Annotated in this window: 27 protein-coding genes; 11 read left to right on the forward strand and 16 right to left on the reverse strand. The window is 62.7% G+C overall.

Going from position 1 to position 24,571, the window contains the following annotated elements:
• Window positions 1-11 precede the first annotated feature (11 nt).
• Entirely contained in the window at window positions 12-902 is an 891-nt protein-coding gene (gene folE2 / locus Q8O69_RS07950) for a GTP cyclohydrolase FolE2 (protein ID WP_305591050.1), read from the reverse strand.
• A 76-nt stretch (window positions 903-978) separates the two neighbouring features.
• On the opposite strand from folE2, the gene dksA reads away from it, so the two are divergent.
• From dksA to Q8O69_RS07965, 3 genes are read left to right on the forward strand one after another with little or no spacing between them, the layout of a single operon-like run.
• A complete protein-coding gene (gene dksA, locus Q8O69_RS07955) occupies window positions 979-1,404 on the forward strand; it encodes an RNA polymerase-binding protein DksA (RefSeq protein WP_305591234.1) in 426 nt (141 codons plus the stop codon).
• A 14-nt stretch (window positions 1,405-1,418) separates the two neighbouring features.
• Window positions 1,419-2,624, forward strand: a complete 1,206-nt coding sequence (gene zigA / locus Q8O69_RS07960) for a zinc metallochaperone GTPase ZigA (protein WP_305591052.1) — start codon at window positions 1,419-1,421, stop codon at window positions 2,622-2,624.
• Window positions 2,624-3,268, forward strand: a complete 645-nt coding sequence (locus tag Q8O69_RS07965; RefSeq protein WP_305591054.1) for a DUF1826 domain-containing protein — start codon at window positions 2,624-2,626, stop codon at window positions 3,266-3,268. The genes zigA and Q8O69_RS07965 overlap by 1 nt, the downstream gene beginning before the upstream one ends.
• Window positions 3,269-3,605: 337 nt before the next feature.
• Here Q8O69_RS07965 and Q8O69_RS07970 read toward each other — a convergent pair whose 3' ends face one another.
• On the reverse strand, window positions 3,606-3,959 hold the full coding sequence (locus tag Q8O69_RS07970; protein ID WP_305591055.1) for an NADH:ubiquinone oxidoreductase: 354 nt from the start codon (window positions 3,957-3,959) through the stop codon (window positions 3,606-3,608).
• A gap of 107 nt (window positions 3,960-4,066) precedes the next feature.
• Here Q8O69_RS07970 and Q8O69_RS07975 point away from each other — a divergent pair, with 107 nt between their 5' ends.
• Window positions 4,067-5,104: a GTP-binding protein gene (locus tag Q8O69_RS07975; RefSeq protein ID WP_305591056.1), complete on the forward strand. Its 1,038-nt coding sequence runs from the start codon at window positions 4,067-4,069 to the stop codon at window positions 5,102-5,104.
• Here Q8O69_RS07975 and Q8O69_RS07980 read toward each other — a convergent pair.
• Complete coding sequence (locus Q8O69_RS07980; RefSeq protein ID WP_305591058.1) at window positions 5,024-5,383, reverse strand: hypothetical protein; 360 nt, start codon at window positions 5,381-5,383, stop codon at window positions 5,024-5,026. The two genes, Q8O69_RS07975 and Q8O69_RS07980, sit on opposite strands and share 81 nt — an antisense overlap.
• A gap of 114 nt (window positions 5,384-5,497) precedes the next feature.
• On the opposite strand from Q8O69_RS07980, the gene Q8O69_RS07985 reads away from it, so the two are divergent.
• Window positions 5,498-6,376 (forward strand): alpha/beta fold hydrolase, encoded by an 879-nt coding sequence (locus Q8O69_RS07985; RefSeq protein ID WP_305591060.1) that lies wholly within the window; start codon window positions 5,498-5,500, stop codon window positions 6,374-6,376.
• Window positions 6,377-6,381: 5 nt separating this feature from the next.
• On the forward strand, window positions 6,382-6,741 hold the full coding sequence (locus tag Q8O69_RS07990) for a hypothetical protein (RefSeq protein ID WP_305591062.1): 360 nt from the start codon (window positions 6,382-6,384) through the stop codon (window positions 6,739-6,741).
• Between the two features lie 6 nt (window positions 6,742-6,747).
• Here the strand turns inward: Q8O69_RS07990 and Q8O69_RS07995 are convergent, their stop codons facing one another.
• The 6 genes from Q8O69_RS07995 to Q8O69_RS08020 form a co-directional block, all read right to left on the reverse strand.
• Window positions 6,748-7,149, reverse strand: a complete 402-nt coding sequence (locus tag Q8O69_RS07995; RefSeq protein ID WP_282874558.1) for a DUF3301 domain-containing protein — start codon at window positions 7,147-7,149, stop codon at window positions 6,748-6,750.
• Between the two features lie 48 nt (window positions 7,150-7,197).
• Entirely contained in the window at window positions 7,198-8,736 is a 1,539-nt protein-coding gene (locus tag Q8O69_RS08000) for a sensor domain-containing diguanylate cyclase (protein ID WP_305591066.1), read from the reverse strand.
• A gap of 64 nt (window positions 8,737-8,800) precedes the next feature.
• Window positions 8,801-9,286, reverse strand: coding sequence for an acyl-CoA thioesterase (locus Q8O69_RS08005; protein WP_305591068.1), 486 nt, complete (start codon window positions 9,284-9,286; stop codon window positions 8,801-8,803).
• 60 nt (window positions 9,287-9,346) lie between these two features.
• Window positions 9,347-10,078 carry an ABC transporter substrate-binding protein gene (locus Q8O69_RS08010; protein WP_305591070.1) on the reverse strand — a complete coding sequence of 244 codons (732 nt, stop codon included), beginning with the start codon at window positions 10,076-10,078 and terminating at the stop codon, window positions 9,347-9,349.
• 55 nt (window positions 10,079-10,133) lie between these two features.
• A complete protein-coding gene (locus Q8O69_RS08015) occupies window positions 10,134-11,501 on the reverse strand; it encodes a glutamine synthetase family protein (protein ID WP_305591072.1) in 1,368 nt (455 codons plus the stop codon).
• A 13-nt stretch (window positions 11,502-11,514) separates the two neighbouring features.
• Complete coding sequence (locus tag Q8O69_RS08020) at window positions 11,515-12,906, reverse strand: aspartate aminotransferase family protein (RefSeq protein ID WP_305591073.1); 1,392 nt, start codon at window positions 12,904-12,906, stop codon at window positions 11,515-11,517.
• Window positions 12,907-13,028: 122 nt separating this feature from the next.
• Here Q8O69_RS08020 and Q8O69_RS08025 point away from each other — a divergent pair, with 122 nt between their 5' ends.
• The 4 genes from Q8O69_RS08025 to Q8O69_RS08040 all read left to right on the forward strand — a co-directional run bounded on the left by Q8O69_RS08025 (window position 13,029) and on the right by Q8O69_RS08040 (window position 16,937).
• Window positions 13,029-13,799 (forward strand): SDR family NAD(P)-dependent oxidoreductase, encoded by a 771-nt coding sequence (locus Q8O69_RS08025; RefSeq protein WP_305591075.1) that lies wholly within the window; start codon window positions 13,029-13,031, stop codon window positions 13,797-13,799.
• A 120-nt stretch (window positions 13,800-13,919) separates the two neighbouring features.
• Window positions 13,920-14,573, forward strand: coding sequence for a GntR family transcriptional regulator (locus tag Q8O69_RS08030; RefSeq protein WP_305591077.1), 654 nt, complete (start codon window positions 13,920-13,922; stop codon window positions 14,571-14,573).
• A gap of 70 nt (window positions 14,574-14,643) precedes the next feature.
• Window positions 14,644-16,248 (forward strand): tetratricopeptide repeat-containing response regulator, encoded by a 1,605-nt coding sequence (locus Q8O69_RS08035; protein ID WP_305591079.1) that lies wholly within the window; start codon window positions 14,644-14,646, stop codon window positions 16,246-16,248.
• Window positions 16,245-16,937: a sensor histidine kinase KdpD gene (locus Q8O69_RS08040; protein WP_305591081.1), complete on the forward strand. Its 693-nt coding sequence runs from the start codon at window positions 16,245-16,247 to the stop codon at window positions 16,935-16,937. The genes Q8O69_RS08035 and Q8O69_RS08040 overlap by 4 nt, the downstream gene beginning before the upstream one ends.
• Before the next feature lie 62 nt (window positions 16,938-16,999).
• On the opposite strand, the gene Q8O69_RS08045 is transcribed toward Q8O69_RS08040, so the two are convergent.
• A complete protein-coding gene (locus Q8O69_RS08045; RefSeq protein WP_296218922.1) occupies window positions 17,000-17,410 on the reverse strand; it encodes an SMI1/KNR4 family protein in 411 nt (136 codons plus the stop codon).
• Between the two features lie 134 nt (window positions 17,411-17,544).
• Here Q8O69_RS08045 and Q8O69_RS08050 point away from each other — a divergent pair, with 134 nt between their 5' ends.
• On the forward strand, window positions 17,545-18,138 hold the full coding sequence (locus Q8O69_RS08050; protein ID WP_305591083.1) for a hypothetical protein: 594 nt from the start codon (window positions 17,545-17,547) through the stop codon (window positions 18,136-18,138).
• A 146-nt stretch (window positions 18,139-18,284) separates the two neighbouring features.
• Here Q8O69_RS08050 and Q8O69_RS08055 read toward each other — a convergent pair whose 3' ends face one another.
• The 6 genes from Q8O69_RS08055 to uvrD all read right to left on the reverse strand — a co-directional run bounded on the left by Q8O69_RS08055 (window position 18,285) and on the right by uvrD (window position 24,509).
• Complete coding sequence (locus Q8O69_RS08055; RefSeq protein ID WP_275960111.1) at window positions 18,285-18,653, reverse strand: VOC family protein; 369 nt, start codon at window positions 18,651-18,653, stop codon at window positions 18,285-18,287.
• 133 nt (window positions 18,654-18,786) lie between these two features.
• Entirely contained in the window at window positions 18,787-19,638 is an 852-nt protein-coding gene (locus Q8O69_RS08060) for a Tim44 domain-containing protein (protein WP_305591086.1), read from the reverse strand.
• 104 nt (window positions 19,639-19,742) lie between these two features.
• Window positions 19,743-20,321, reverse strand: a complete 579-nt coding sequence (locus tag Q8O69_RS08065) for a TetR/AcrR family transcriptional regulator (RefSeq protein WP_305591088.1) — start codon at window positions 20,319-20,321, stop codon at window positions 19,743-19,745.
• Window positions 20,322-20,432: 111 nt separating this feature from the next.
• Complete coding sequence (locus Q8O69_RS08070) at window positions 20,433-21,107, reverse strand: outer membrane protein (protein WP_305591090.1); 675 nt, start codon at window positions 21,105-21,107, stop codon at window positions 20,433-20,435.
• A gap of 73 nt (window positions 21,108-21,180) precedes the next feature.
• Window positions 21,181-22,272, reverse strand: a complete 1,092-nt coding sequence (locus tag Q8O69_RS08075; protein WP_305591092.1) for a TRAP transporter substrate-binding protein — start codon at window positions 22,270-22,272, stop codon at window positions 21,181-21,183.
• Between the two features lie 32 nt (window positions 22,273-22,304).
• Window positions 22,305-24,509, reverse strand: a complete 2,205-nt coding sequence (gene uvrD / locus Q8O69_RS08080; protein WP_305591094.1) for a DNA helicase II — start codon at window positions 24,507-24,509, stop codon at window positions 22,305-22,307.
• Window positions 24,510-24,571 lie beyond the last annotated feature (62 nt).

The raw sequence follows: 24,571 nt of genomic DNA on the forward strand, positions 1-24,571 counted from the left end.
GGTAAATCGCCTCAGCGCCAGTTCCAGGCGCTGGCGGCCACCGCATCGTGGGCGTGCAGGCTTTCCGCGTGCACCACGCGCAAGTGAAAGGCGCTGAAGGCCGCTTGTTCGCGCAATGCGCTGTGCAGGCGGCGGGCGGCGTCTTCGCAGAACATCAGGTTCTGTCCATTGGCCAGGGCGAATGCCTGTTCGTCGGCGCGCTTTACCGCCGTCTGCACCGCAGTGCCGAGGGCCTGTTCGGCGGCGTTGATCAGCTCAACCAGCGGTAACTGCGTGCTGTCGGCCTGCAGCCGCACTTGCAGGGTGGCGGTGCTGCGCTGGCTATGCGGTGTGGCGACGATGCCCTGGGGCGAGCCGAGCCAGGCCAACAGTTGTGTGTGGTCCAGCGGCCGGCCTGCGAAGTCCTCGATAAAGCGCTGCTGGATCAGCTGGCGCGCCAGGGCGGCGGAGCAGGGGCAGGTCGAGGAATAGGCCACTTCTACCTGCAGTTCCACGTGAAACCCCCATGAATCCTGGCGTGCACGCACTTCGAAGGGGTATGACTTCCATCCGGCGAGGGGGCTGACCAGCGCTGGGCGACTGAGCAACACCTCACCGCGCAAGGTGATCGACGCCTGCTGCGACAGGTCCTGATGGCTATCGAGAAACGCGCTCAGCAGCTGCTGTAGCGTCGCCGGGCTGAGTGCCTGATGCTCCAACGCATGCAGCGCCAGGTACAGACGCGACATATGAATGCCGCGGGCATTGCCGTCATCCAGGCTGACCCCGACATCGGCGTGGGCATGGGCGCGCTGCCCAGCCAGGTTGATCGGCAGCGCGATGCCCTGCATGCCAACCCAGTCCAGCGCCTGTGCGTGGGCAGGTATTTGCGTGGCTATGTCTGGCAAGGTCAGTGCGTTCATCAGAAATCTGCCGCTTGGTGATGGATTTAAATGTTATGTTATAACAAGTAAATGACAAGGCCAGCGAATCCTGATGATGACTGAAACGCCGCTCACCCACGCCGAGCTGCTCGCCCAGCCGGCGGATGACTATATGAACGCCGCGCAGCAGCAGTTCTTCCGCGCGCTGTTGCTCAACCAACGCGATGAACTGCAAGCGCGCATTGCCGAAGAGTTTGAAGGCCTGCGCGAGCGCGAAACCAGCAGCGACCCCGCCGACATCGGTAGCGCCGAAGAGCAGCGCCAATGGCAGCTGCGCCTGCTGGAGCGGGAAAAGAAGCTGCTCGACAAGATCGACGAAGCCCTCGACCGCCTGGCCCGTGGCGAATACGGCTGGTGCGTCGAGACCGGCGAACCCATCGGCCTTAAGCGCCTGCTGCTGCGGCCCACCGCAAGCCTGTGTATCGAAGCCAAAGAGCGCCAAGAACAACGTGAAAAGCATCTGCGCCACGCAGAATTCTGATGGAGCCTGCAACCATGACCAAGCGTCTTCCCGTCACCGTTTTATCCGGCTTTCTTGGTGCCGGTAAAAGCACCCTGCTCAACGCCATCCTGAAAAACCGCCAGGGTTTGAAAGTGGCGGTGATCGTCAACGATATGAGCGAGATCAATATCGATGGCAGCGAAGTTCAGCGTGATGTCAGCCTGAACCGCGCCGAAGAAAAGCTCGTGGAAATGAGCAACGGCTGCATCTGCTGCACCCTGCGCGAAGACCTACTGGAAGAAGTTGGCCGCCTGGCCCGCGATGGCCGCTTCGACTATTTGTTGATCGAATCCACCGGTATTTCCGAGCCGCTGCCGGTGGCGGAAACCTTCACCTTTCGTGGCGAAGATGGCCAGAGCCTGGCCGATGTGGCGCGCCTGGACTGCATGGTGACGGTGGTCGACGGGGTGAACTTCCTCCGTGATTTCCACGAGGCCGAAAGCCTGGCCAGCCGGGGCGAAACCCTGGGTGAAGAGGATGAGCGTTCGATCACTGACCTGCTGATCGAGCAGGTGGAATTCGCCGATGTGCTGCTGGTGAGCAAGATCGACCTGATCAGCAGCCGCGAGCGTGAAGAGCTGATGGCCATTCTCAAGGGCCTTAACACCCACGCCGAAATTGTGCCGATGGCCATGGGCGCGGTGCCGCTGGAAAAGATCCTCAACACCGGCCGCTTCGACTTCGCGCGCGCGGCCGAAGCGCCTGGATGGCTTAAGGAGCTGCGCGGTGAGCACATTCCGGAAACCGAGGAATACGGCATTGCCTCCACGGCGTACCGGGCGCGCAAGCCGCTGCATCCCGAGCGTTTCTTCAATTTCATCAACCGCGAATGGAGCAACGGCCGTCTGCTGCGCAGCAAGGGTTTCTTCTGGCTGGCCAGCAAATACCAGGAGGCCGGCAGCTGGTCCCAGGCGGGCGGGCTGATGCGCCACGGCTTTGCCGGGCGCTGGTGGCGCTTTGTGCCCAAGGCGCAGTGGCCACAGGACGACGAGGGCCTGCAGGCAATTATGAAAAACTGGCAGGCGCAGACCGGTGACTGCCGTCAGGAACTGGTGTTTATCGGCCAGAACATCGACTTCGCCCAACTAACCGCAGAGCTGGATGCCTGCCTGCTGACTGATGCGGAAATGGCCTTGGGTGTAGACGCCTGGCGCGCGCTGCCCGACCCGTTTGGCCCCTGGCATGAGCAGGCCGCCTGATGCTCGCGCCTGTGTTGCGTCATCCACTGCAGCAGGTCAGCAGCGAGCAGATTGCTGTATTCGGCGAGGTGCTGCGTGATGAGGTCAACCTGGCTGTCTGGCAACGCCAGCTGCCTGCGCAGATCACCGATTTCGCCAACGCCCTGTTAGCTCAGGGCGAGCCGCTGGGGCAATCCATGGTGCTGGAATTGGCCAGTTCGGAGAGCGAGGCGAACCTCAGTGGCCTGGTCGATGCTTACAGCGATCTGCCGGGGCAGACGGCTTTTTTGCAGGATGTCAGCTGGCTGGTCAGCGCGTTTGCCTGCCTGTTCGACGCCAAACGCCTCGGCCTGCGCCTACGCATTCTCGACAAGGCCATGTGCCCGCGCTTTCACGTTGATCATGTGCCGGTGCGGCTGATTACCAGCTATGCCGGGGTAGGCAGTGAATGGCTGGAAGAGGGCGTGATGGCGCGCAGGCGTTTGGGTGATCCGGCGGCTGAGCCCAGTGATGCTGCGCTGATCAAGCGTGCCGAGAGCGGCCATGTGCTGCTGGCCAAGGGCGAGAAATGGATCGGCAACGAGGGTGGCGGGCTGATTCACCGCTCGCCGCAACCACCGGCCGGTGAGCGACGTTTATTGCTGACGCTGGATTGGCTGGCCTGAATTTCAGGCAAAAAAATAGGCTGCGGGAAAGCAGCCTTAAGCACCAGAAAGGCACACCGGCGCGTGACCCGGCATGCAGGGGTGAGGTACCCAAGGCCACTAGAGCATAGGCATGGTGACGCTTTGATGACGGTGCTTGTACGCCAGAGAACTCGCGTGAGGCCCTTATGGGCTGTCGCTTTCCGTGGGAGGGGCTTTAGCCGCGACTGATGTGGCTGCGTTGAGAAAATCGCGGCTAAAGCGGAACGCCGCCCGGCCCCTCCCACATAGCCTGGCGTTGCACCGACAAAGTGGTATGAGCACTGCATATTGCCTGCGCCGGAGTTTTAACCGCCGGCTAGCGCGCCATCCATACGCCCTTGCTCTGCTTTTCGCAGAAGGGCTTGAGGTAGGTGGCGTCGCTGGCCACGCCGTAATAGTGCACATCCTGCTTATAGGGCGTGCCGCCGACCGTGGCGTTGCGGCATACGCCAAACGAGCCCATCGGGCACTGCTCGACAAACTCCACCTCGACCTTCTGGCCCTGCAACTGCGGCTGGCAAAAACCGGTGCGGAACAGGTTGGGCGGGATGCTGCGGTTTTGCTGGCAGACCTTCACATCCAGGCGCTCGGCCTGGCTATGCACCACACAGGCTTCACCCCAGGCCAGGCCGGACAGTGTAAACAGGCTCAGCAACAGAAAAACACGCATCGACCGATCCCCCAAAAAATATGCCGGCGACTCTAGCACGCAGCTTTTATTCAGTCTGCGCCCTGCTTGGGCTTCTCGCCCCGCAGGCAAACCCGCACCATAGGCCCATGCTGAAAAATATCCCTACCCATGTAATTGCCGGGCCGCTCGGCGCCGGCAAGACCAGCCTGATCCGCCATCTGCTGGCGCAGCGCCCGGCGCACGAGCGCTGGGCCGTGCTGATCAATGAATTCGGCCTGATCGGCCTGGATGCCGCGCTGCTGACCACGGACGACGACGGCGTTGCCTTGGGCGAAGTGGCAGGCGGTTGCCTGTGCTGCGTTAACGGCGTGCCGTTCCAGGTCGGCCTAGGTCGCCTGCTGCGCAAGGCCAAACCGGATCGCCTGCTGATCGAGCCCTCCGGCCTCGGCCATCCCCTGCAATTGCTGGAGCAGCTGGGCGCTGCGCCCTGGGCTGGCGTGCTGGCCGTACAGGCACCGTTGCTGGTGCTGGATGCTCAGGCCCTGGTGACCGGTGTTGCGCTGCCGGAGAGCCAGCAGGCGACGCTTGGCCGCGCCGGCTTGTTGCTACTGAACAAGGCCGAAGGGCTGGATGATGCGAGCAAGGCGCGCATCCAGGCGCAGCTGCCGCCACGACCGATTTACTGGACCCGTCAGGGCGCATTGCCACTGGCAGAACTGCCCGGCTTTAGTGCCCAGGCCGATAGCCACGATGCGCCGGATAACCTGCCCACGGCCGCGGCGCCATTGCCACAACTGTGGCGCAGCTCAAGCGAGCCGATCTGCCAGGTGCAGCAGCAGGCCGAAGGCTGGAGCATCGGTTGGCGCTGGCACCCCAGCCAGCAGTTCGAGCTGATGCGTGTACAAGAGTGGCTGAGCAGCTTGCCCTGGCGCCGCGCCAAGCTGGTGCTACACACCAACGCCGGCTGGCTGTCCGCCAACGCCCTCAATGGTGATGCCCTGCATTGGCAAAACAGCGAATGGCGCAAGGACTCGCGGCTGGAGCTGATCTTCAGCGAGGCGCAGGAGGTGTCGGCGTTGCAGGCCGGGTTCGCGGCCTGTGCATTAGCGCCAGAGCATTTCGGCCAGGCTGCCGAACAGCAGAATCAGCACAGCCAGGGCGCTGATACGCAAAGCCAGGGGTGAGGTGACCCACTGCAACACTTGCTGTTTGGGGGCTTCACGCAGTGCATGCCACTCTTGGCGGAACACAGGGTCGATGCGCAGGGCAAATAGCCTGTCGCGGTACAGCAGGTGCCGAGCGTGGCTCATCTGACTGTAAAGCGGTAGGCGAATAGCAAAGTGCAGTTCGCCATCTGCGGCGCGTCCCATGTCCATTACATGGCAGTCGATGCCGGCGCTGCTGAGTTGTTCTTGCAGGTGCTCGATAAAGCCTGCATGGCTGGATTCCAGTAAAACAAACACCCTGACGTCCTCCTTGATAGGTCTGCGGCCAGGATGCCGGAGTCAGATAGAACTGACGAGTCCTCTGGCGATGCGGATAATCCCCACCTGAATACGATCACGCAAGGCGCGCTCATGCATCTCCACCCCTGGTCACACGACAGCAGCGCCGGCTTTACCTTGCGCGGTTGGCATTCACCGCCTTCGGGCAAGCCCGTGCTGCATTTTCTGCATGGCAACGGCTACTGCGGGCGGGTCTACACACCATTGCTGGCGCTGTTGGCCGAGGATTTCGACCTGTGGTTATGCGATGTACAGGGCCATGGTGAGAGTGATCACGGTGGCCGCTTCCACGGTTGGAACCGCAGCGCCGAACTGGCAGTAGAAGCTTTTAACGCCGGGCGTGAGCGGTTTGGCGGTGCGCCGGCTTATGCCTTGGGCCACAGCTTTGGCGGGGTGTTGACCAGCCTGATCCTGGCCCAGCAACCGCAACTGTTTCAGCGTGCGGTGTTGCTTGATCCGGTGCTGTTCAGCCCAGCAATGATCGGCGTTATGGCGCTGTCCGATGTTGTGGGCCTGAGCCGGCGCACAACCTTGGCCAGCAAGGCGCTCAAGCGCCGCAGCAGCTGGCCAGATCGCGCCGCTGCGTATGACGCATTGCATGGCCGTGGGATGTTCCGTGGCTGGACCGAAGAAGCGTTTGCCGCGTATATCCAGCATGCCTTGAAAGACAGCGACAAGGGCGCCGAACTGCGTTGCCGGCCAAGTCGCGAAGCCGATATTTTCAGCTCCTTTCCCAAGCGCCTGTGGCCGTCACTGGCCAAGGTGACGACGCCGACGCAGGTTCTTTATGGCGAGCGCAGCTACCCCTTTGTCGCCAAATCGGTGGCACGTTGGTGCGCCAGTAACGCCCAGGTCAGCGCCCATGTGGTACCCGGCGGACACTGCTTTATGCAGGAGCACCCGACTGACAGCGCCGCGCGGGTTACGCATTTCTTGTTGCAGCGCGATTAAGCCCGATGAGCTGCCGTGAGGATGCCTGGCTGGCGCTCTCCGAGCTGTGGCTGGACACTGAGCTGGATGAGACGGCGCTCCGATCTATCGCCACGCGGCTGTGCGCCAGTGATTTGAGCCTGGATGAATTGCAGCAGATCTACGCGTATGAGGTGGCACCGCAGGTCTGGCTTAACCACTGGGCCGTCGCCGGGGTGTGGGAGGGATTCGAAGCGCAATGGCTGTTTGCGGGTTGCCGGCGCAATCAGTTGGGCGGGCGTTGGCATCGTTTGAAATGCCGCGTGCTACGCCGGCCGATGACCTACGGCTGTCGCGCCGAATGGCAGCATATCTTGGCCTTTCTGGCTGATCGGGATTTTAATTAGTCGGCCTTAATGCGGCGTGTTGTTGTCCGAATCCTGACGCTGACTGCGCCACTGCTGCATCTCAATCACCTGAGCGCTGGGTGCCGGCGGTTCACGGAAAGGGTGCGGCGCCAGTTCGATACGCCCCAGCTGTTTGCCAAACAGCGTGATGCTGCCGACATGCCGCTGCTCGCCGGTGACGGTGAATTCGAAGCCATACACCCGCGCCAGGCGCTTGCGCCCGCGTGCATCGGGCAGCAGGGCGAGCCGACGCAGGGCGACATTTTCATCCAGCAACTCGATGTCGGATTTGGCGCAGTGCTGTTTCACCAACCCCAATGCGTGTTCACGCAGGCCATGGGCATGCCACAGCCAGGCGCAGGCGGTGGCGAACAGCATCAGCAGAAAAACATCGAAGAGGTCGATCATGGCGGCTCCGGCGGCAGGAGGCTGAGCTTAACAGAGCCTGTCGTTCGCTTACGCATCCACGCAGATACGGTTACGCCCCTGCGCTTTGGCGTTGTATAGCTGGGCGTCCGCGCGTTGCAGCAGCTGTTGCAGGCTGTCGCCAGGTTGGGTGCAGCTCAGGCCGATGCTGACGGTGACGTGCAGTGGGCCTTGAGCAGTGTCGAGGGGTTGCGCGTGCAGGTCATTGCGCAGGCGTTCCAGGCGCTGTTGCGCGGCGTTGAGGTCGCTGTCGGGCAGGAGGATGACGAACTCCTCACCGCCGAAGCGGGCGAACAGGTCGGTGCTGCGCGCCTGCTGCCGGCACAGTTCACTGAAGGCCACCAGCACCTGATCGCCGACGGCATGGCCGTATTGGTCGTTGACCCGTTTGAAGTGGTCGAGGTCGAGCATCGCCAGGCACAGCGGCGTGCCCTGGCGCTGGCTGCGCACCAACTCATGTTCGGCACGCTGCTGGAAGGCGCGGCGGTTCAGCGCGTTGGTCAGCGGGTCGGTGGTGGCGAGTTGGCGCAGCTGTTCTTCCAGGGCCTTGCGCTGGCTGACATCGCGGATTTCGGCGACCTGCTGCTGCGCTTCGGCCAGACGCGCGATGCTCAGTTCGGCGGCGAACGGCTGGCCATCCGCGCGCTGGGCGAGCAGATCATGGGGGTGGCCATCGGCTTGTTGCAGCAGTTCGCTCAGTGGCTGTTGGCTACTGCTGTCGAATAGCCGCGATAGCGGTTGGCCGAGGAGTTGTTCGCGGGTTTGCGCAAACAGCTGTTCCAGCTTGGGGTTGCTGTCGATGATGCGTTCGCCGTCGAGCACCATCACCCCGGCGTTGCTCACGCTCATCAGGCGTTCGAAACGTTCGGCGTTGGCAGCGGCCTGCTGGGCGTTACGCTGGCTGTCGGCGAGGATGCGGCGCATGGTCAGCAGCACCAGGCCGACCAAGGCCATAAGCCACAGGGGAATGCCGAAGTTGTAGGGCAGCAGGTAGCTTACCGAGCGCGTGACGTCGTCATGGACGATGCCTTGCAGGCCATCGTGCAGGCCGATCACACCGCGCAGCAGGGTGACCAGGGCATAACCGAGCAGGGAGATGGCGACAAACTGGCAGACGCCGCGCAGTTCCACCTCGCTGGGCGTACGCCATAGCGCCCAGCAGGCTTGCAGGGGCAGTAGACCGCCAATTGCGGCGTACAGCGCGACGAGGTATTCCGAGTTGATGGGGCTCAGCCACCAGTGCCAACTCAGGGCCAGGCTCATCAACCCGGCGCTGGCGGGCACGGTCCACCAGGGCAGCGGCAGGCCGAGAAAGCGGAACACGCCGAGCAGGATGATCGCTTCACCTGCCAGTTGCAGGGCATTGCCAAGAATATTCAGCAGTTTGCTGCCACTGGCCATAAAGCCCATAAACAGCAGGATGCCGATGATCAGGGTCCAGCTGCCCAGCATCCACAAGCCGGGGCCACGGTAGGGGCGGGAAAAATACCAGAGCCCGCTGCAGGCAATGGCGCTCGCCAGCATCAGGTTCAGGCCCAGCAGCATGGGGGAAAAATACAGGCTTTCCATGGCCTTACTCGGTGTTATGCGCAGGGCACAATTGTGCCGATGGCATGTGTTGTTGTCTGCGGATTCAGCTTTTTTCTTCGTTTAGCGCCTGGTAGCGCTGCTGCAGTTCGTGGCGGATCTGCCGGCGCTGCAAGGCCTGGCGCTGGCGGCGTTCGGCGTCGGCGGTGGTCGGCTCCAGCGCGGGAATGGGTGCGGGTTTGCCCAGTTCATCCACCGCGACCATGGTGAAGAAGCAGCTGTTGGTGTGGCGCACCGAGCGTTCGCGGATATTTTCCGTGATCACCTTGATGCCGACTTCCATCGAGGTGCGTCCGGAGTAATTGACCGAGGCGAGGAAGGTCACCAGTTCGCCGACGTGGATCGGCTCGCGGAAGATCACCTGGTCCACCGACAGGGTCACCACGTAGCAGCCGGCATAGCGGCTGGCGCAGGCGTAGGCGACTTCATCGAGGTATTTGAGCAGGGTGCCGCCGTGCACATTGCCGGAGAAGTTGGCCATGTCTGGGGTCATCAGTACGGTCATCGTCAGCTGGGCGTTTCCGGGTTCCATAACAGGCTCTGTACAGGGATTTGCCCAACCATAGCAGCTGACGCTGGCGGTTGGCTGCGTTTAAGGCAGGTTGAACTGCTGGCGCAGCTGGCTTAACTGTGCGGTGTCCTCAAGCAGAAAACGGTCAAAGCGCTTGATCAGGTCGGGGTGTTGGTAGCTGCTCAGGTGAAAGTGGGTGTTGACCTGCGGCAGTTGCGGGTCGAGCTGCACGTGGCCTGGGTCGAGGCCCAGTTGGCGCAGCTGGTGCTGCACCACCTGCGGGTTGGCGTAGATGGCATCCAGGCGGCCGCGCTCAAGCATGCGGATCAGGCTGTGAATATCCTGAACTTCCACCAGCTCAACACCGCCCTTGGCCAGCACAGATTGCCAGGCCTCGGCAGTAAAGCCACGTACGATGCCCAGGCGTTTAACCGCAGCCAGGCCCTTGCCCAGTTGCTCCGGGCGCACCAGGGTGGCGTCGACAACCTGCACCACCGGCTGGCTGTAATACAGCGTCTGGCCATCGCGGGCTTCGCGTGCCCAGGCCGGGTTGTCGGGAAACAGCAGGTCGAGGTTCTGTTCGCTGAGCATATTGCGGTACAGGCGGTTGACCGGTTGCGGGCGCAGTTCCAGCTCCAGGCCTTCGCGCTTGGCAAAGGCTTGCAGCAGGGCGATGCAGTAGCCATCGAAGCCCTGACCCTCTACGGCGCTGTAATAGGGGTAGTAGTCGTGATTCTCCAAGCCCACGCGCAACGGTTCGGCCGTTGCAAATGCGCTGTACAGCCAGCAGGCCAGGATAATGCAGAGGCGCATGGGCCACTCCAGGGTGCTCAGAATCTGTACAGCGTAGCTGGTAGCGCCCCGGCCGTCAGGCGTGGGTCAGGTACCAGCGCCAGTCCTGCTCGCCGACCTCGCCCATAAACTGGCGGAACTCATTCCACTTGATCGCCAGGAACACCTTGAGGAAGTCCTCGCCCAGTGCCTGCTTGGCCCAAACCGAGTTTTCCAGCGCGCGCAGGGCGGTCAGCCAGTCGGTGGGCAGGGTCTCGCGGGCCTGCTCGTAGCCGTTGCCGATGATTTCCTCGCCGGGATCGATCTGGTTTTTGATGCCGTGGTGGATACCGGAGAGGATCGCCGCCGCCGCCAGGTAGGGGTTGGCATCGGCGCCGCAGATGCGGTGCTCGACATGCCGGCTATTGGCCGGGCCGCCCGGTACGCGGAACGACACGGTGCGGTTGTTCACGCCCCAGCTCTTGGCCAGCGGCGCGTAGCTGTTGGCCTGGAAGCGGCGGAACGAGTTGGCGTTGGGGCAGAAGATCGCCAGGGCGTCATTCAGCGTGGCCATCATCCCGCCGATGGCATGCTTGAGCAGCGGCGTGCCGTGCGGGTCTTCGGAGGCCATCAGGTTGTTGCCGTTTTCATCCGCCAAGCTCACGTGCATATGCAGGCCGCTGCCGGCCTGGTCGCCAAACGGCTTAGCCATAAAGCAGGCCTGCAACCCGTGCTTGTTGGCCACGCCCTTGACCAGGCGCTTGTAGCGCACGCCTTCGTCGATCGCCTGCAGGGCATCGAAGCGGTGTTCCAGGGTCAGCTCGACCTGGCCCGGGGCGTATTCGGAGATCGCCGTGCGCACCGGCAGGCCCTGCACTTCGCAGGCGGCGTAGAGGTCGTCGAGGAAGGGTTGCAGCTGTTCCAGCTCGTACACCCCATACACCTGCGGCGCCTGCGGGCGCACGCCATTGGCTTGTAGCGCGGGTTGCGGACGACCGTTGGCGTCGCGCTGCTTGTCCAGCAGGTAGAACTCCAGCTCCACCGCCATTACCGGGTGGTAACCGTCGGCCTTGAGGCGGTCGATGGCGCGCACCAGCACATGGCGTGGGTCGGCCGGGGCGGCTGGCAGGCCCTGGGTCGGGTGCATGCTGACCTGCAGCTGGCCGGTGGGCGTGGTGCGCCAGGGTTGCAGAGTCAGGCTGCCGGGCAGCGGGTAGGTCCAGCAGTCGGCGTCGGCGACTTCCCAGACCAGGCCGCTTTCTTCGACGTCCTCGCCCTGGATGGTCAGCGCCAGGATCGAACTGGGCAGCGGCCGGCCGTTCTCATAGATGGCCAGCAGCTCGTCGCGGTGCAGCAGCTTGCCGCGCGGGATGCCGTTGGCGTCGATCAGCATCAGCTCGATGCTGCGCACTTCGGGATGCTTGGCGAGGAAGTCACGGGCTTCCTGGGGATTAGCGAATTGCATGATGTCGTCTCGTTTATTCGCGGGCGCCGGGGATGGCCAGCAGTTCGGTCAGGGCCTGGTCGAGCATGCCGATCAGTTTGTCCACATCGTCCGCCGTGGTGCTCGGGCAGCACAGGGTCATGTTGTGGAACGGGGTGATCAGGATGCCGCGGTTGATCAGGTACAGGTGCAGGGCCATCTGCAATTCGTCGTGGAATGCCGCTTCGGCCTCGGCGCCGGTCTTCGGCGACACCGGGCAGAACTGGAACTCGCTGCGTGCGCCCAGCTCGGTGACCGACCACTTGAGGTCGTGCTTGCCGATCAGCGAACGGAAACCATCGGCCAGGCGCTTGGCCAGCGGCAACATATGCGCGTAGGCGGCGGGCGTCATCACCTGTTCCAGATTGGCGCGCATGCAGTGCATGGCCAGGGCGTTGGCCGACAGGGTGGTGCCCATGCCGCTATGGCCGTGACCGTGGCTGCCCTCGCTGGCGCGTTGGCGCGCGGCGGTCATGGCCTCGGCCATCGCCGCGCTGCAACCGAAGATCCCGCACGGCACACCGCCGGCAATCGGCTTGCCGACCACAAAGAAGTCCGGGTCGAGGTTCCACAGTTTCGTGCAGCCACCCATATCGGTGGAGATGGTGTGGGTCTCGTCGATAATCAGCAGCGCGCCGTATTTACGCGTCAGCTCGCGGCACTTTTGCATAAAGCCCGGCTCGGGCAGGACCATGCCGATATTGGTCATCGCCGGCTCGCAGAGCAGGGCGCAGACGTCGCCTTTCGCCAGCGCGGCTTCCAGTGCCGCCACATCGTTGAACGGGATCGAGCGGCTGTACTGGGTCAGGTCGTAGGCCTGGCCGACCAGGCCGGAGCGTGGCACGGTTTCGCCGTCGATGCAGCGCACCATCACGTCATCGACGGTGCCGTGGTAGCAGCCGTCGAACACCAGCAGGGTCTTGCGCTGGGTGATGGCGCGGGCCCAGCGCAGCACATAGCGGTTCGAATCCGTGGCGGTGGCGGTGACCTGCCAGAACGGCAGGCCGAAGCGCGCCGCCAGCAGCTCGCCGCAGACCACCGCGTCCTCGCCCGGCAGCATGGTGGTCAGGCCGTTGTTGCCCTGTTCGGCAATGGCCTTGGCGATCGGGTCCGGCGAGTGGCCGAACATGGTGCCGGTGTCGCCCAGGCAGAAGTCGATGTACTCGTGGCCGTCGACGTCATAGAAGCGCGCGCCCTTGGCCCGCTCGACAAACAGCGGCACCGGGGTCGACCAGTCGGCCATCCAGTGCATCGGCACTCCGCCGTACAGCGAGTTACGCGCACGCTCGGCCAGGGCCACGGACTTGGGGTTGCGCTCGATAAAGCGCTGGCGCTCGCGGCTGGCGAAGGTTGCTACGGCGGATGAGCTGATACCACTGGCAGTCATGTTGAACACCTCGTTCGAATATCTGCACATGCTATTTTGTGATCACAGAAAACTCAAGCATTGGTTTGATCAGGCTTTATTGCTAGATTAACGCCATATTTGTGATCACAGGATATTGTGAAATGGTCTTTCAACAGCACGTTGCATTGATCAGCGGCGCGGGCAGTGAATCGGGTATCGGTCTGGCCATTGCTCGCCGTCTGGGTCGTGCCGGGGCGCGGGTGTTGCTGACCGCCAGCAGTGCGCGGGTTGAGCAACGGGTCGCCGAGTTGTGCGCTGAAGGTATTCAAGCACGGGGTCGCGCCGCTGACCTGACCGATGAGCTTCAAGTTGCTGAATTGCTCGATTGGGCGCAGGCGCAGTGGGGGCAGGTCGATATTCTGGTGAACAACGCCGGCATGGCTATGCAAGGCAGCCCCGAGCCGTTCGCCGAGCTGGCGGATATGGACCTGGCCACCTGGAATTTGTCCATCGCGCGTAACCTCGGCACCGCTTTTCTGCTCACCCGCGCGGTGCTGCCGGGTATGCGTGCGCGCGGTTACGGGCGCATCGTCAATATCAGCTCGACCACCGGCACCCGCGGCAGCAACCCTGGTGAGGCGGCCTACAGCGCCGCCAAAGCCGGCATGCTCGGCCTGTCCATGGGCCTGGCGCTGGAAGTGGCCAAGCAGGGTATTACGGTCAACAGCGTGGCACCGGGCTGGATCGCCACGGGTTCGAGCACTGAGGAGGAGCGCCACGCGGCGCAATACACACCTATGCGCCGCGCCGGCCGGCCTGAGGAAGTGGCGGCAGCGGTGGCCTTTTTGGCTTCGCCGGAGGCCAGCTATATCACCGGCGAAGTTATTGTGGTGGATGGCGGTAACTGCTTGATCGAGAACAAGGCTCCGTGAGCCATTAGAATTCATTGCGCCGCTCTAGTGCGGCCTTCTTCAATATAAGGATTGTCCATGCGCAACTGCTCGCTGACCCTCGCCCAACTGCCCGCGCCACCGCTACGGGGCTGAACGAATATGGCCGATAACCTGCAGGACCAGCTCTACCAACGTATTCGTGAAAGCCTACTGGCGGGGCGCTTCCAGCCCGGCGAGCGCTTGAAAATCCGTGACATCGCCGCCGAATGGGGCACCAGCCCGATGCCGGTGCGCGCCGCTCTACAGCGCCTGGTGGCCGAAGGCGCGCTGGAAGGCGAGCCGCAGCGCTCGGTGCGCGTGCCGCCGATGACCCGTGAGCGTTATCAGAATATCTTCCAGGTACGTCTGGGCCTTGAAGGTCTGGCTGTGGAATTGGCCACGCCGCGCCTGACCCCGGCCGACCTGGTCGAGCTGCGCGACTGCGTGGCGCGTATGGACCAGGCCATCGAGCAGCGCCAGGTGCAGGCCTATCTGGATGCCAACAGCCAGTTCCACCTGCACCTCTACAGCGCCTGCGGCAACCCGGTGTTGCTGCGCTCAATCGAATCGCTGTGGTTGCAGGTCGGGCCGTTCTTCAATCGACTGTTCACCGACGCCGATCTGTCGCTGCGCCTCAACGACTTTCACGAGGATGCTTTTGCCGCCATCGAAGCCGGTGACGCCAAGGCTGCGCGCCAGGCCATGGAACAGGACCTGACCTACTTCGCGCGCTTTCTGCTCAACCTGCTCGACCTTGAGCCGGGCCAGCGTTGACGCACTGGCAGCGCGATAGCCGACAACTACACTGATGCGACTCTGAGACTGCAGTACAAGGACTTCTTCAATGCTGGATTACGGCAGCAAGCGCATCCTGATCGTCGATGACTTCACTGACTTTCGCAGCTCGTTGAAGGCCATGCTGCGCGATATGGGTGCGCGCGATGTGGACACCGCCGACCGCGGTGAAGAAGCCCTGAGCATGTGCCGCAACAAGCGCTACGACATCATCCTGCACGACTACAACCTGGGCGGCGGCAAGAACGGCCAGCAGGTGCTGGAAGAGCTGATCGCCGGCAAGCTGATCAGTCACCAGTGCATCTTCGTCATGGTCACTGCCGAAAGCAGCCAGGCCATGGTCCTCAGCGCCCTCGAACACGAGCCGGATGCCTACCTGACCAAGCCGTTCAACCGCGCCAGCCTCGATCAGCGCCTGGACAAGCTGGTCGAGCGTAAAACCGCGCTCAAGGGCATTCTTCAAGGCCTCGACAAACAGGACCCGGCCGCCGTACTGGATGCCTGCAAGAGCCTCAGCCAGCAGGACAAACGCTACCTGCCGTTATGCCAGCGCTACCAGGCCACGGCGCTGCGCGAGCTGGGCCGCCTGGATGAGCTGGAGCAGCTGCTCAATGGCGTATTGGCCGAACGGCCGTTGCCCTGGGCGCAGGTGGCGCTGGCCGGCTTGATGCACAAACGTGGCGAGTTGAGCCGCGCGCAGAGCTTGTACGAGCAGGGTTTGCAGCTGTTCCCGATGATGCCGGCGCTGTACGACGGCCTGGCCGCCGTGCTGCTGGCTCAGGGCGAAAGCCAACGTGCTCAGCAGGCCCTGGAAGATGCGGTCAAATTGGCCCCGCTGGCGATTCGGCGGCAGATGCAGCTGGGCAAGCTGGCCCTGGATAATCAGGACTTTGACAGCGCCGGCAAAGCCTATCGGCAGGCCATGGAGCAGGGCCGTACCTCCAAGTTCAAAAGCCCGGAGAACTACCTCGGCCTGGCCCAGGCGATCACTGCCCAGGCCGGCGATGGCACGCTGGACAAGCGCCTGCAGATCGAAGTCAGCCAGGCTCTCGGTGAGCTGGACAAGACCTACGCCAATGACCCCAATGTGCAAGTGCGTTCACGCCTGGCCCTGGCCAGTAGCCTGAATAAATCCGGGGAACCCAAGCGCGCCGCGCAACTGGCCGCCGAAGCCGCCGCCGCGATGGAACAGCTGCCGCAGTTTTTTGCCGCCGATACCGCACTCAACGTCGCCAGCCAGCTGCGCGCGCTGGGTCAGACGGCAGCCAGTGATGCCCTGCTGAAAACCTGTGTCGAGGTTTACGGCGACGACCCGCAGGTGATGCAGGGCGTGGCCCGGCAGACCGACAATGCGGAGATTCTCTCCGGCGGCAAAGAGGCCGTGGAGCTCAACCGTCAGGGCGTGCGCTGCTACCAGCAGAAGCAGTACGACGAGGCGCTCAAGCTATTCCGTCAGGCCTTTGCTCTGCAGCCGAAGAACATCAGCATCGCCCTCAATACCGCGCAATCGCTGCTGCAATCCGCTGGGGGAGAGATGTCGGCGGCCTTGTTGGAAGAATGCCAGCGCTGTCTGGAGGTGGTCAGCCAGATGCCCGAGACCGATGCCCGTTATGCGCGTTACCTGCAGTTGCAGCGTCGGGCGTCCGGCCAATGAGTGATAACCCAGGCGGGTTGGACTTCTCCACGGTGATCGCCTCCACCGTGCACGACATGAAAAACTCCTTGGCCATGCTCACCCGCGCCCATGCGCAGTGGCAGGCGCAGCTGCCGCCCGAGCAGCAACAGGCCAGCGAGCAGGGCGTGATCGAGTACGAGTTTGCCCGCCTCAACGGCATGCTGGTACAGCTGCTCGGCCTGTATAAGCTCGGCGTCAACCAGCTCCCCATGCGCCCCGGTTATCACGAGGTCGAGGATTTTCTTCAGGCCCAGCTGGCGCGGCATTTCGAGGTGCTGCACAGCCGGCAGATCAGCGCCCGCTGCGAGGTGGAAAGCTTCGACCTGATGGGCTTCTTCGATGAAGAACTGCTCGGCTCGGTGGTCGCCAATATCGTCACCAACTCCATCCGCTACGCCCACAGCACGTTGCTGATCAAGGCCTGGGAGGAGAACGGCAAACTGGTGCTGGCGATCTGCGACGACGGCCAGGGCTACCCGCAGGAGATGCTCAGCCAGCAATCCAGCTATGCCCTCGGCCTCAAGCAAAGCACCGGCAGCACCGGCCTGGGTTTGTACTTCTCCGGGCGCATCGCCGAACTGCACGAACGCAATGGCGTGCGCGGCCATATCGAACTGGCCAACGGCGCGCCGCTGGGTGGTGGGGTGTTTAGGATTTATCTGCCTTAAAGCGACTGCGGCCCGTCGTCGTGGTTAACGCCGCAGGGCCGCGCAGCAGATCGTAAAGGTCTTTAGCTTTCCAGCCAGACGTCACGCACCCAGTGCCAGACTGATTCCCAGGTTTCGTCTTCGTTGACTTCGCCGGTTTCCGCTTCCCACAGCAGCACGGTGCCGTCTTCTTCGACTACGTAGTAGTTGCCGTGGTCTTCGCACAGCGGCACGAACTCGCGCGGCACGCCCAGGGACCAGGCGGTGGCGGCGACTTCCGGCAGGTAGGTGTGCGATTGCGGGTCGCTGGCGGTAACCGGCTCCAGGCGGCCGTAAACCACATCGCTGACCTGCAGCAGGTACTCACGCAGGGCGAAGGGCAGATGGATCAGGATCTGCTCCTGAATCTCCACCAGGGTTTCTTCTTCCGGCAACTCCAGCGGGACGGGCACCGGCTCGTTGAGTTCGCGCAACTGTTCGATGACTTCTTCCACGGTGTCTGCCTCATTTATTACGGGGTATACGGGAGCGTCTTATACCCTAGACGGGTCTAAGCAAAAAGCTGGCACAGTGCTATTGTGCAGCTGAACAGTGCGTCAATTTTTGAACGTCATAAAGTGGTTGAGTCATGAAAAGCCAAACGCAAGAATCTGAAGGTGGTGCACTCAGCGAAGAAGAGCGGCTGCAGTTGCTGACCACCGCTGGCAAGCGCAACCGCCTGTTTATCCTGGCGCTGGCCGGGGTGCTGGGCAGTCTGATGCTGGCCTCGGTGGGGATGAATATCTACAGCGCGTTCAGCGCCGGCGATGAGCCGCGTATTCAGGCCCTGGAAAAGCAGGTGCTACGGCTTGAGCAGCAGCTGGTGGTGCAGCAGACCGCGTTGAGCAATCAGGAAGAACTGCTGGCCAGCCAGCAGGCATCGCAGCTGACCGGCCTCTTCGACCGCGCGGAAAATCCCGACAGCATTGCCGAGGTAAGCAAGGTATTGCAGGCTCAGGAGCGCGATTATCAGCAGGTGATGCAGGGCCTGAAGGCCGGTATGCGTGACCTGGCCAATATGCTGCCGGGTTCGCGCAGCTGGCTGGCGGATTACGAGGAAGCGATTGATCGCGCGCAGCTCAACAGCCGGCAACGCAGCGAGGATATTCAGGCCTGGAGCGACAAGGCCCAGCAGCCTGCCCCGGCGGCCAAACCGCCGGGTACCAGCGTCGATCCAGGCTGATGCCTTGGAATCTGTTTACGATCTTGCGAGCTAGGGCCATACAAGGCAAAAACAGGCGAGGACGCGGAGTGTACGAGTTGTACATGAGCATCCGAGCCTGTTTTTAACGCAGCAGGGCCGACGCGCAGCAGATCGTAAGCAGGTTCTTAGCCCATTTGGTAAAAGGCCAGCTTATTCCCATCCAAATCACGGAAATAGGCGCCGTAGAAACCCGGGATGCGCTCGCCCGGTTTGCCTTCGCAGCTTGCACCGAGCTCGATGGCCTTGGCGTAGAGCTTGTCCACACCTTCGCGTGAGCCGCCGGGCAGGGCGATCATCTGGCCATTACCTGGGGTAGGCGCTTGCTTGTCATAGGGCAGGCAGACGGCAAACATCGGCTGGCCCTTGGCGATGCCGTAGAAGGCGATGCGGCCCAAATCCATGACCACTCTTGCACCCATTTCAGCCAGCAAGGGGGTGTAGAAAGCCTTGGCTTTTTCCATGTCAGTGGTGCCAACCGTTGTGTATCCGATCATTGCTCTGTCCTCGTGGTGGTTAAGCTAGGGGCAGATTGCACCTTGAGTGGATCGGGCGCCAGCCCATGCGTTTGCTGAATGATGGACAAAGAAAACCCGGGGCTTGCCCGGGTTTTCTTTGTTGCAGCAGGTATTAACCGTTCTGGCGGATACCGGCAACCAGCCATGGCTGGTTGTCACCGACGGCACGCTCCAGGCGCCAGCTTTCGCTGAACACTTCGCCTTGGTCGAAGCGCGAGGTCTTGGCCACACCGGTAAAGGTCAGGGTGGCGACGGTCTTGTCGCTCAGATCATCGACGCCATCCAGCTGAACATCGAGGTTGTCGACGTAGGTGGACTGGAAGCCATCACCCAGGTCGGCACGCTCGCGGCTGAGGAATTCCAGCAGCTGCGGAGTAACGAACTCGCCGATCTTGTCCATCTCGTTGGCATCCCAGTGCTGTTGCAGACTGAGGAAATGCTCACGACCGGCGTTGATAAAGCTCTGCTCGTTGAACCAGGCCGGAGCGTTGATCACCGGCTTGATAACGGCTGCGGCGCTGCTGCCACCGAAAATCGAGCTAGGTGCAGCCTGGGTTGGCATTTCGCGCTGATACGGCACACCACCGGCGGCAGCCGGCTGGGCCTGGCGACGACGGGCAGCGAGGAAGCGGAACAGCAGGAAGGCGATCAGACCGAAGATCAGCATGTCCATGATTTGCAGGCCTTCGAAGCCGTCACCCATAAACATTGAGGCCAGCAGACCACCGGCGGCCAGACCGGCCAATGGACCCAACCAGCGCGAGGCGCCGCTGGCTGCAGCAGGTTGACGACCGGCGGTAGCCGGTGCAGCGGTTTGCTGGGCCGGTGCCTGGCGAGCCTGGTGGCTTGGCGCGGAACCGAAGGATTTACCGCCGCCCAGTCGCTTGGCTTCGGCGTCGAAACTCATGGTGGTCAGTCCCAGGCTGAGGAACATGGCCAGGGCGATGCTAAGGAAACGCTGCATGGTTAGCTGTCTCTTGGTGATTGGATCTACGCGCGGCATCTTGCCCGGCGTAGCCGCCGCTGGCTAGACATAGAATGTTTCTGGCTTTTGCCCATGCGACTGAGTCAGCGGCGCAGTAGTACTAGCAGCGGGCCGCAGCGTAACTGTCTGCGCAGCAAGGCGCGGAAGTCGGCGGGGTCTTCCTCGGGGTGGCGCAACCAGTGGATAAAGCAGCGCAGGTACACGCCGGTCAGCAGGCTTTCCTCGGCGATACGGCACAGGTGCAGGGTTTCCCGCCGCGCCGCCTCGCGCCACCATTGCACGGTGCGGCTGATGCGCAGCAGGCCGCCAATCTGCAGGTGGATATGCCCCGGTTCCAGCTTGTACAGCAGCATCTGGCCGCTGACTGCGCGGTGCGCTGCCAGGCTGTCGAGCCAGGCGATCAGCAGTTCTTCCAGGCGCTTGGCCGGGTCCAACGTCAGCAGGTCTGCGCTAGTACCGCGGGCCAGCAGGGCCTGGTCGGCGCGGTTGAACCAGGCTTCGACCAGCTGATCCTTCTCGCGGTAATGCACGGCGATGGCGTCCAGCCCCACACCCAGGTCGGCGGCCACATCGAACAGATGCAGGCGCTCCCAGCCGCAGACATCGGCCAGTTGCAGGGCGCTATCGAGTATCTGTGACGCAGAAGGGTTGGAGCGCGGCATGGTTGACCTCCGCCCAGCAGTATGGCGGCTGAGCGGGAGGTGAGTGGCGGGATACGACGGGCGGGCTTTCCGTTATTACGCTGTCCTTGTGCTGCTGGGTGGCCGGGCGACTTAGAAGTGGTAAGCCGCACCCAGGCGTACGCTCTGCTCGGTCAGGCGGTGATTGAATTTTTCATTCCACATATCGACAGGAAGGTCTTCCTGGGTGCCGTAATCGGCATAGCGATACTCTAATCGGGCTGAAAATCTATCACTTAGCAGGTACTCGGCGCCGAGTCCCGCTGTCCAGCCGCCCTGGCCATTGCTGCTGGATTCGGATGCGGCGGTAGGGAAGTTAGTTTGCCACTCGCGCTCGACCTTGGCGTAGGCGTAGCCGCCCGTTACGAATAGCAGCAGATCGTTACTTGGCATATAGCCAGCGCGAGCGCGCAGGGAGCCGCTGGCGTTGATACTGCTAGTGCCACTGAAAAGGGGGCTGCTGGTGCCATTGAGCTCCTGGTCGTTACTGTCGCTCGCGCCGCCACGGCCGTCGTAATCGGCTTCAACCCCTACCAACCAGCGATCTGCCAGCGTCCAGTTGTAGCCAGCGAGCGCGCCGTACTGCGCCGACTTTGGGTTGGTTTCTTGAGTCCAGCCGGTTTTCACGTCAAGCCCTTGGGCGTAGCTGGTGCCCTCATCTTTGGCCCAGGAGTAACCCGTATAGAGGCCTATGTAGGCTCCCTCGAAGCCTTGGGCCAAGGTGGGCAGCGGGGTCAGAAGAGCAGCAAGGAGCAAGGCGCGTTTCATCGGGGTAATCCTTATTGTTGTTATCAGGGCGGGCTAGCCGCAGTGTGACCTAGCCCTGTTGGGATCTGAATGTTCAGCGCCAGTTGTACAGCTCTTTCTCCGACAGCTGGTGCATCTGGCTGACCTGGGCCTGGAAGGCTTGCATCGAGGCCCAGATACGGCCGTTCAGCTCGCTCTGCGCGGCCAGTTCGCCGAGTACCACTTCCGATTCGCGCTGCATGGCGGTCAGCACTTCGTCGGGGAAGCGCTTGAGTAGGGTGCCCTGTTGCTTCAGCTCATCCAGAGCCATGGCGTTGTGATAGACGTAGTCATCCAGCATGTCCTGGCTGGCGGCGCGGGCGGCTTCGGTGAGGATTGCCTGCAGATCGGCCGGCAGGCTGTCGAGGGCCTTCTGGTTGATCAGCAGTTCGAGCACCGCCTGGGGTTCCTGCCAGCCTGGGTAGTAGTAGAACTTGGCGGCCTTGTGCAGGCCGAAGGCCAGGTCGTTGTAAGGGCTGACCCAGTCGGTGGCGTCGATGGCGTTGGTCTGCAGGGCGGTAAACACTTCGCCGCCGGGCAGGTTGACGGTGGTGGCGCCGAGCTTGCTCAGCACTTCGCCGCCCAGGCCCGGCATGCGGATCTTCAGGCCCTTGAGGTCATCCAGCGAGTTGATTTCCTTGTTGTACCAGCCGCCCATCTGCATACCGGTATTGCCCACCACCATGGGCTTTACGCCATAGGGGGCATAGGCTTCGTCCCACAGCGCCTGACCGCCGCCCTTGCTCAACCATGCGTTCATTTCGCTGGTGGACAGGCCGAACGGCACGGCGGTGAAGAACTGCGCTGCCGGCACCTTGCCCTTCCAGTAATAGGCGGCGCCATGACCCAGCTCGGCGGTGCCGCGCGACACGGCATCGAATACCTCCAGCGGCGGCACCAGTTCGCCACCGGCATACACCTTGATGGTCAGGCGGCCGTTGCTCATGGCACTGACCCGCTCGGCCAGGCGCTCGGCAGCGGTGCCGAGGCCCGGATAGTTCTTCGGCCAGGCGGTGACCATCTTCCATTGGAAATGCTCCACGGCCGGCGTGGCGGTGGCTTGCGGCGCGGCAGGTTCTTCCTTGCAACCGCTCAGGCCGATGGCGGCGAGCAGGGCGCTGGCGAGCAGCAGAGGGCGGCGGATCATTGAGGCTCCTTATTATTTGAGTAGACGGTCGATCAAAGCGCCTGCAGCTTGGCGTAACTCAGCATCAGCCACTTGCTGCCTTCGTTCTCGAAATTCACCTGCACCCGCGCCTGCGCGCCGGAGCCTTCGAAGTTGAGGATGGTGCCTTCGCCGAACAGCGAATGCTGCACGCGCTGGCCGAGGTTGAAGCCGGTGTCCGGCACGGCGCTGCCAGCGAACATACTGTCGCCGCTCATGCTGTTGCTGCCCATATTGCGGCTGACCGCGCCGAACGGCCGGCTGACGCTATTGGACAGGCGCACTTCCTGGATTAACTGCGGTGGGATCTCGCGGACGAAGCGCGACACCTTGTTGTAAGTCTCGGCGCCGTACAGGCGGCGCGTTTCGGCGTAGGTGATCACCAGCTTGCTCATGGCGCGGGTGATGCCGACGTAGGCCAGACGGCGTTCTTCTTCCAGACGGCCGGGCTCTTCCAGGCTCATCTTGTGCGGGAACAGGCCTTCTTCCATGCCCACCAGAAACACCTGGGGGAACTCCAGGCCCTTGGCGCTGTGCAGGGTCATCAGCTGCACGCTGTCTTCGTTTTCTGCGGCCTGGGTGTCGCCGGCTTCCAGCGAGGCGTGGCTGAGGAAGGCTTGCAGCGGGCTGAGTTCGTCGTCTTCGTTGTTCTCGAAGGTGCGCGCGGCGCTGACCAGTTCTTCCAAGTTTTCGATGCGCGCCTGGGCTTTTTCGCCTTTCTCGGCCTTGTGATAGGCGATCAGGCCGCTCTGCTCGATGACGGTCTGGGTCATCAGGTGCAGCGACATGCTCAGCGCCTTGGCGGCGAGGTTTTCGATCAGTTCGATAAACCCGGCCAGGGCGCTCGAAGCGCGGCCAGGCAGGGTCTTGGCTGCGACCATCAGGCGAATCGCTTCCCACATCGACACATCATGGGCACGGGCGTATTCGCGGATGGTCTCGACGCTCTTCTCGCCGATGCCACGTGCCGGCACGTTGATCACCCGCTCCAGCGCCGCGTCATTGCCGCGGCCGTCGAGCAGGCGCAGGTAAGCCATGGCATTCTTGATTTCCGCGCGCTCGAAGAAGCGCTGGCCGCCATAGATGCGGTAGGGAATTTTCTCGCGCAGCAGGGCTTCTTCAAGCACCCGCGACTGGGCGTTGGAGGGGTAGAGATTGGCGTTTTCGCTGCGCTTGTGGCCGTCCTTGCGCAAGGCGTCCTCAATCGACTCGACCACATAGCGCGCTTCGTCGTGCTCGTTGAACGCCGAATACAGGTTGATCGGCTCGCCGTCGCCGTCTTCGGTCCACAGTTCCTTGCCCAGACGCCCCTGGTTATTGGCGATCAGCGCGTTGGCGGCCTTGAGGATGCCGGCGGTGGAGCGGTAGTTCTGCTCCAGGCGGATCACTTCGGCATCGCTAAAGTCGTCGGAGAACTGCTGGATATTCTCGATTTTCGCCCCGCGCCAGCCGTAGAACGACTGATCGTCGTCGCCCACCACCATCAGGCTATCGCCGCCCTTGGCGAGCATGCGCAGCCAGGCGTATTGCACGGCGTTGGTGTCCTGGAATTCGTCGACCAGGATGTGCCGGAAGCGCCGCTGGTAGTGCTCCAGCAGGCCGGGCTTGTCACGCCACAAGTCGAGGGCGCGCAGCAGCAGCTCGGAGAAGTCGATGACGCCTGCGCGGGCGCAGGCCGCTTCGTAGGCTTCGTAGATCTTCAGCATGGTGGCCAGGAACAGGTCGCCGCCGGGCTGGATATTCTTCGGCCGCAGGCCTTCGTCTTTCTGCCCGTTGATAAACCACTGCGCCTGTTTCGGCGGCCAGCGCTGTTCATCCAGGCCGAGGTCGCGGATCACCCGTTTGACGATGCGCTGCTGGTCATCGGAGTCGAGAATCTGGAAGTTCTCGGCCAGGCCGGCTTCCTGCCAATGCGCGCGCAACAGGCGATGAGCCAGGCCGTGAAAGGTGCCAACCCACATGCCGGCCGGGCTCTGCCCGAGCATCTGCTCGATGCGGTGGCGCATTTCGGCAGCGGCCTTGTTGGTAAAGGTCACCGACAGGATGCTGTGCGGCGAGGCATTCTCGATCTGGATCAACCAGGCGATGCGGTGCACCAGCACGCGGGTTTTACCGGAGCCAGCACCGGCCAGCACCAGTTGGCGGCCCACGCGCGCGGCTACAGCCTGGCGTTGGGCATCATTAAGAGAGGCAATCAGGAGTTCGGGGTCATTTTGCATCGCGGCATTCTAGGGGGCTGCGCCAGACAGGGCAAACCAGGGGTTTTAGTGGACGACCGGTG

This window comes from Pseudomonas sp. (assembly GCF_030690725.1).
Taxonomy (GTDB): domain Bacteria; phylum Pseudomonadota; class Gammaproteobacteria; order Pseudomonadales; family Pseudomonadaceae; genus Aquipseudomonas.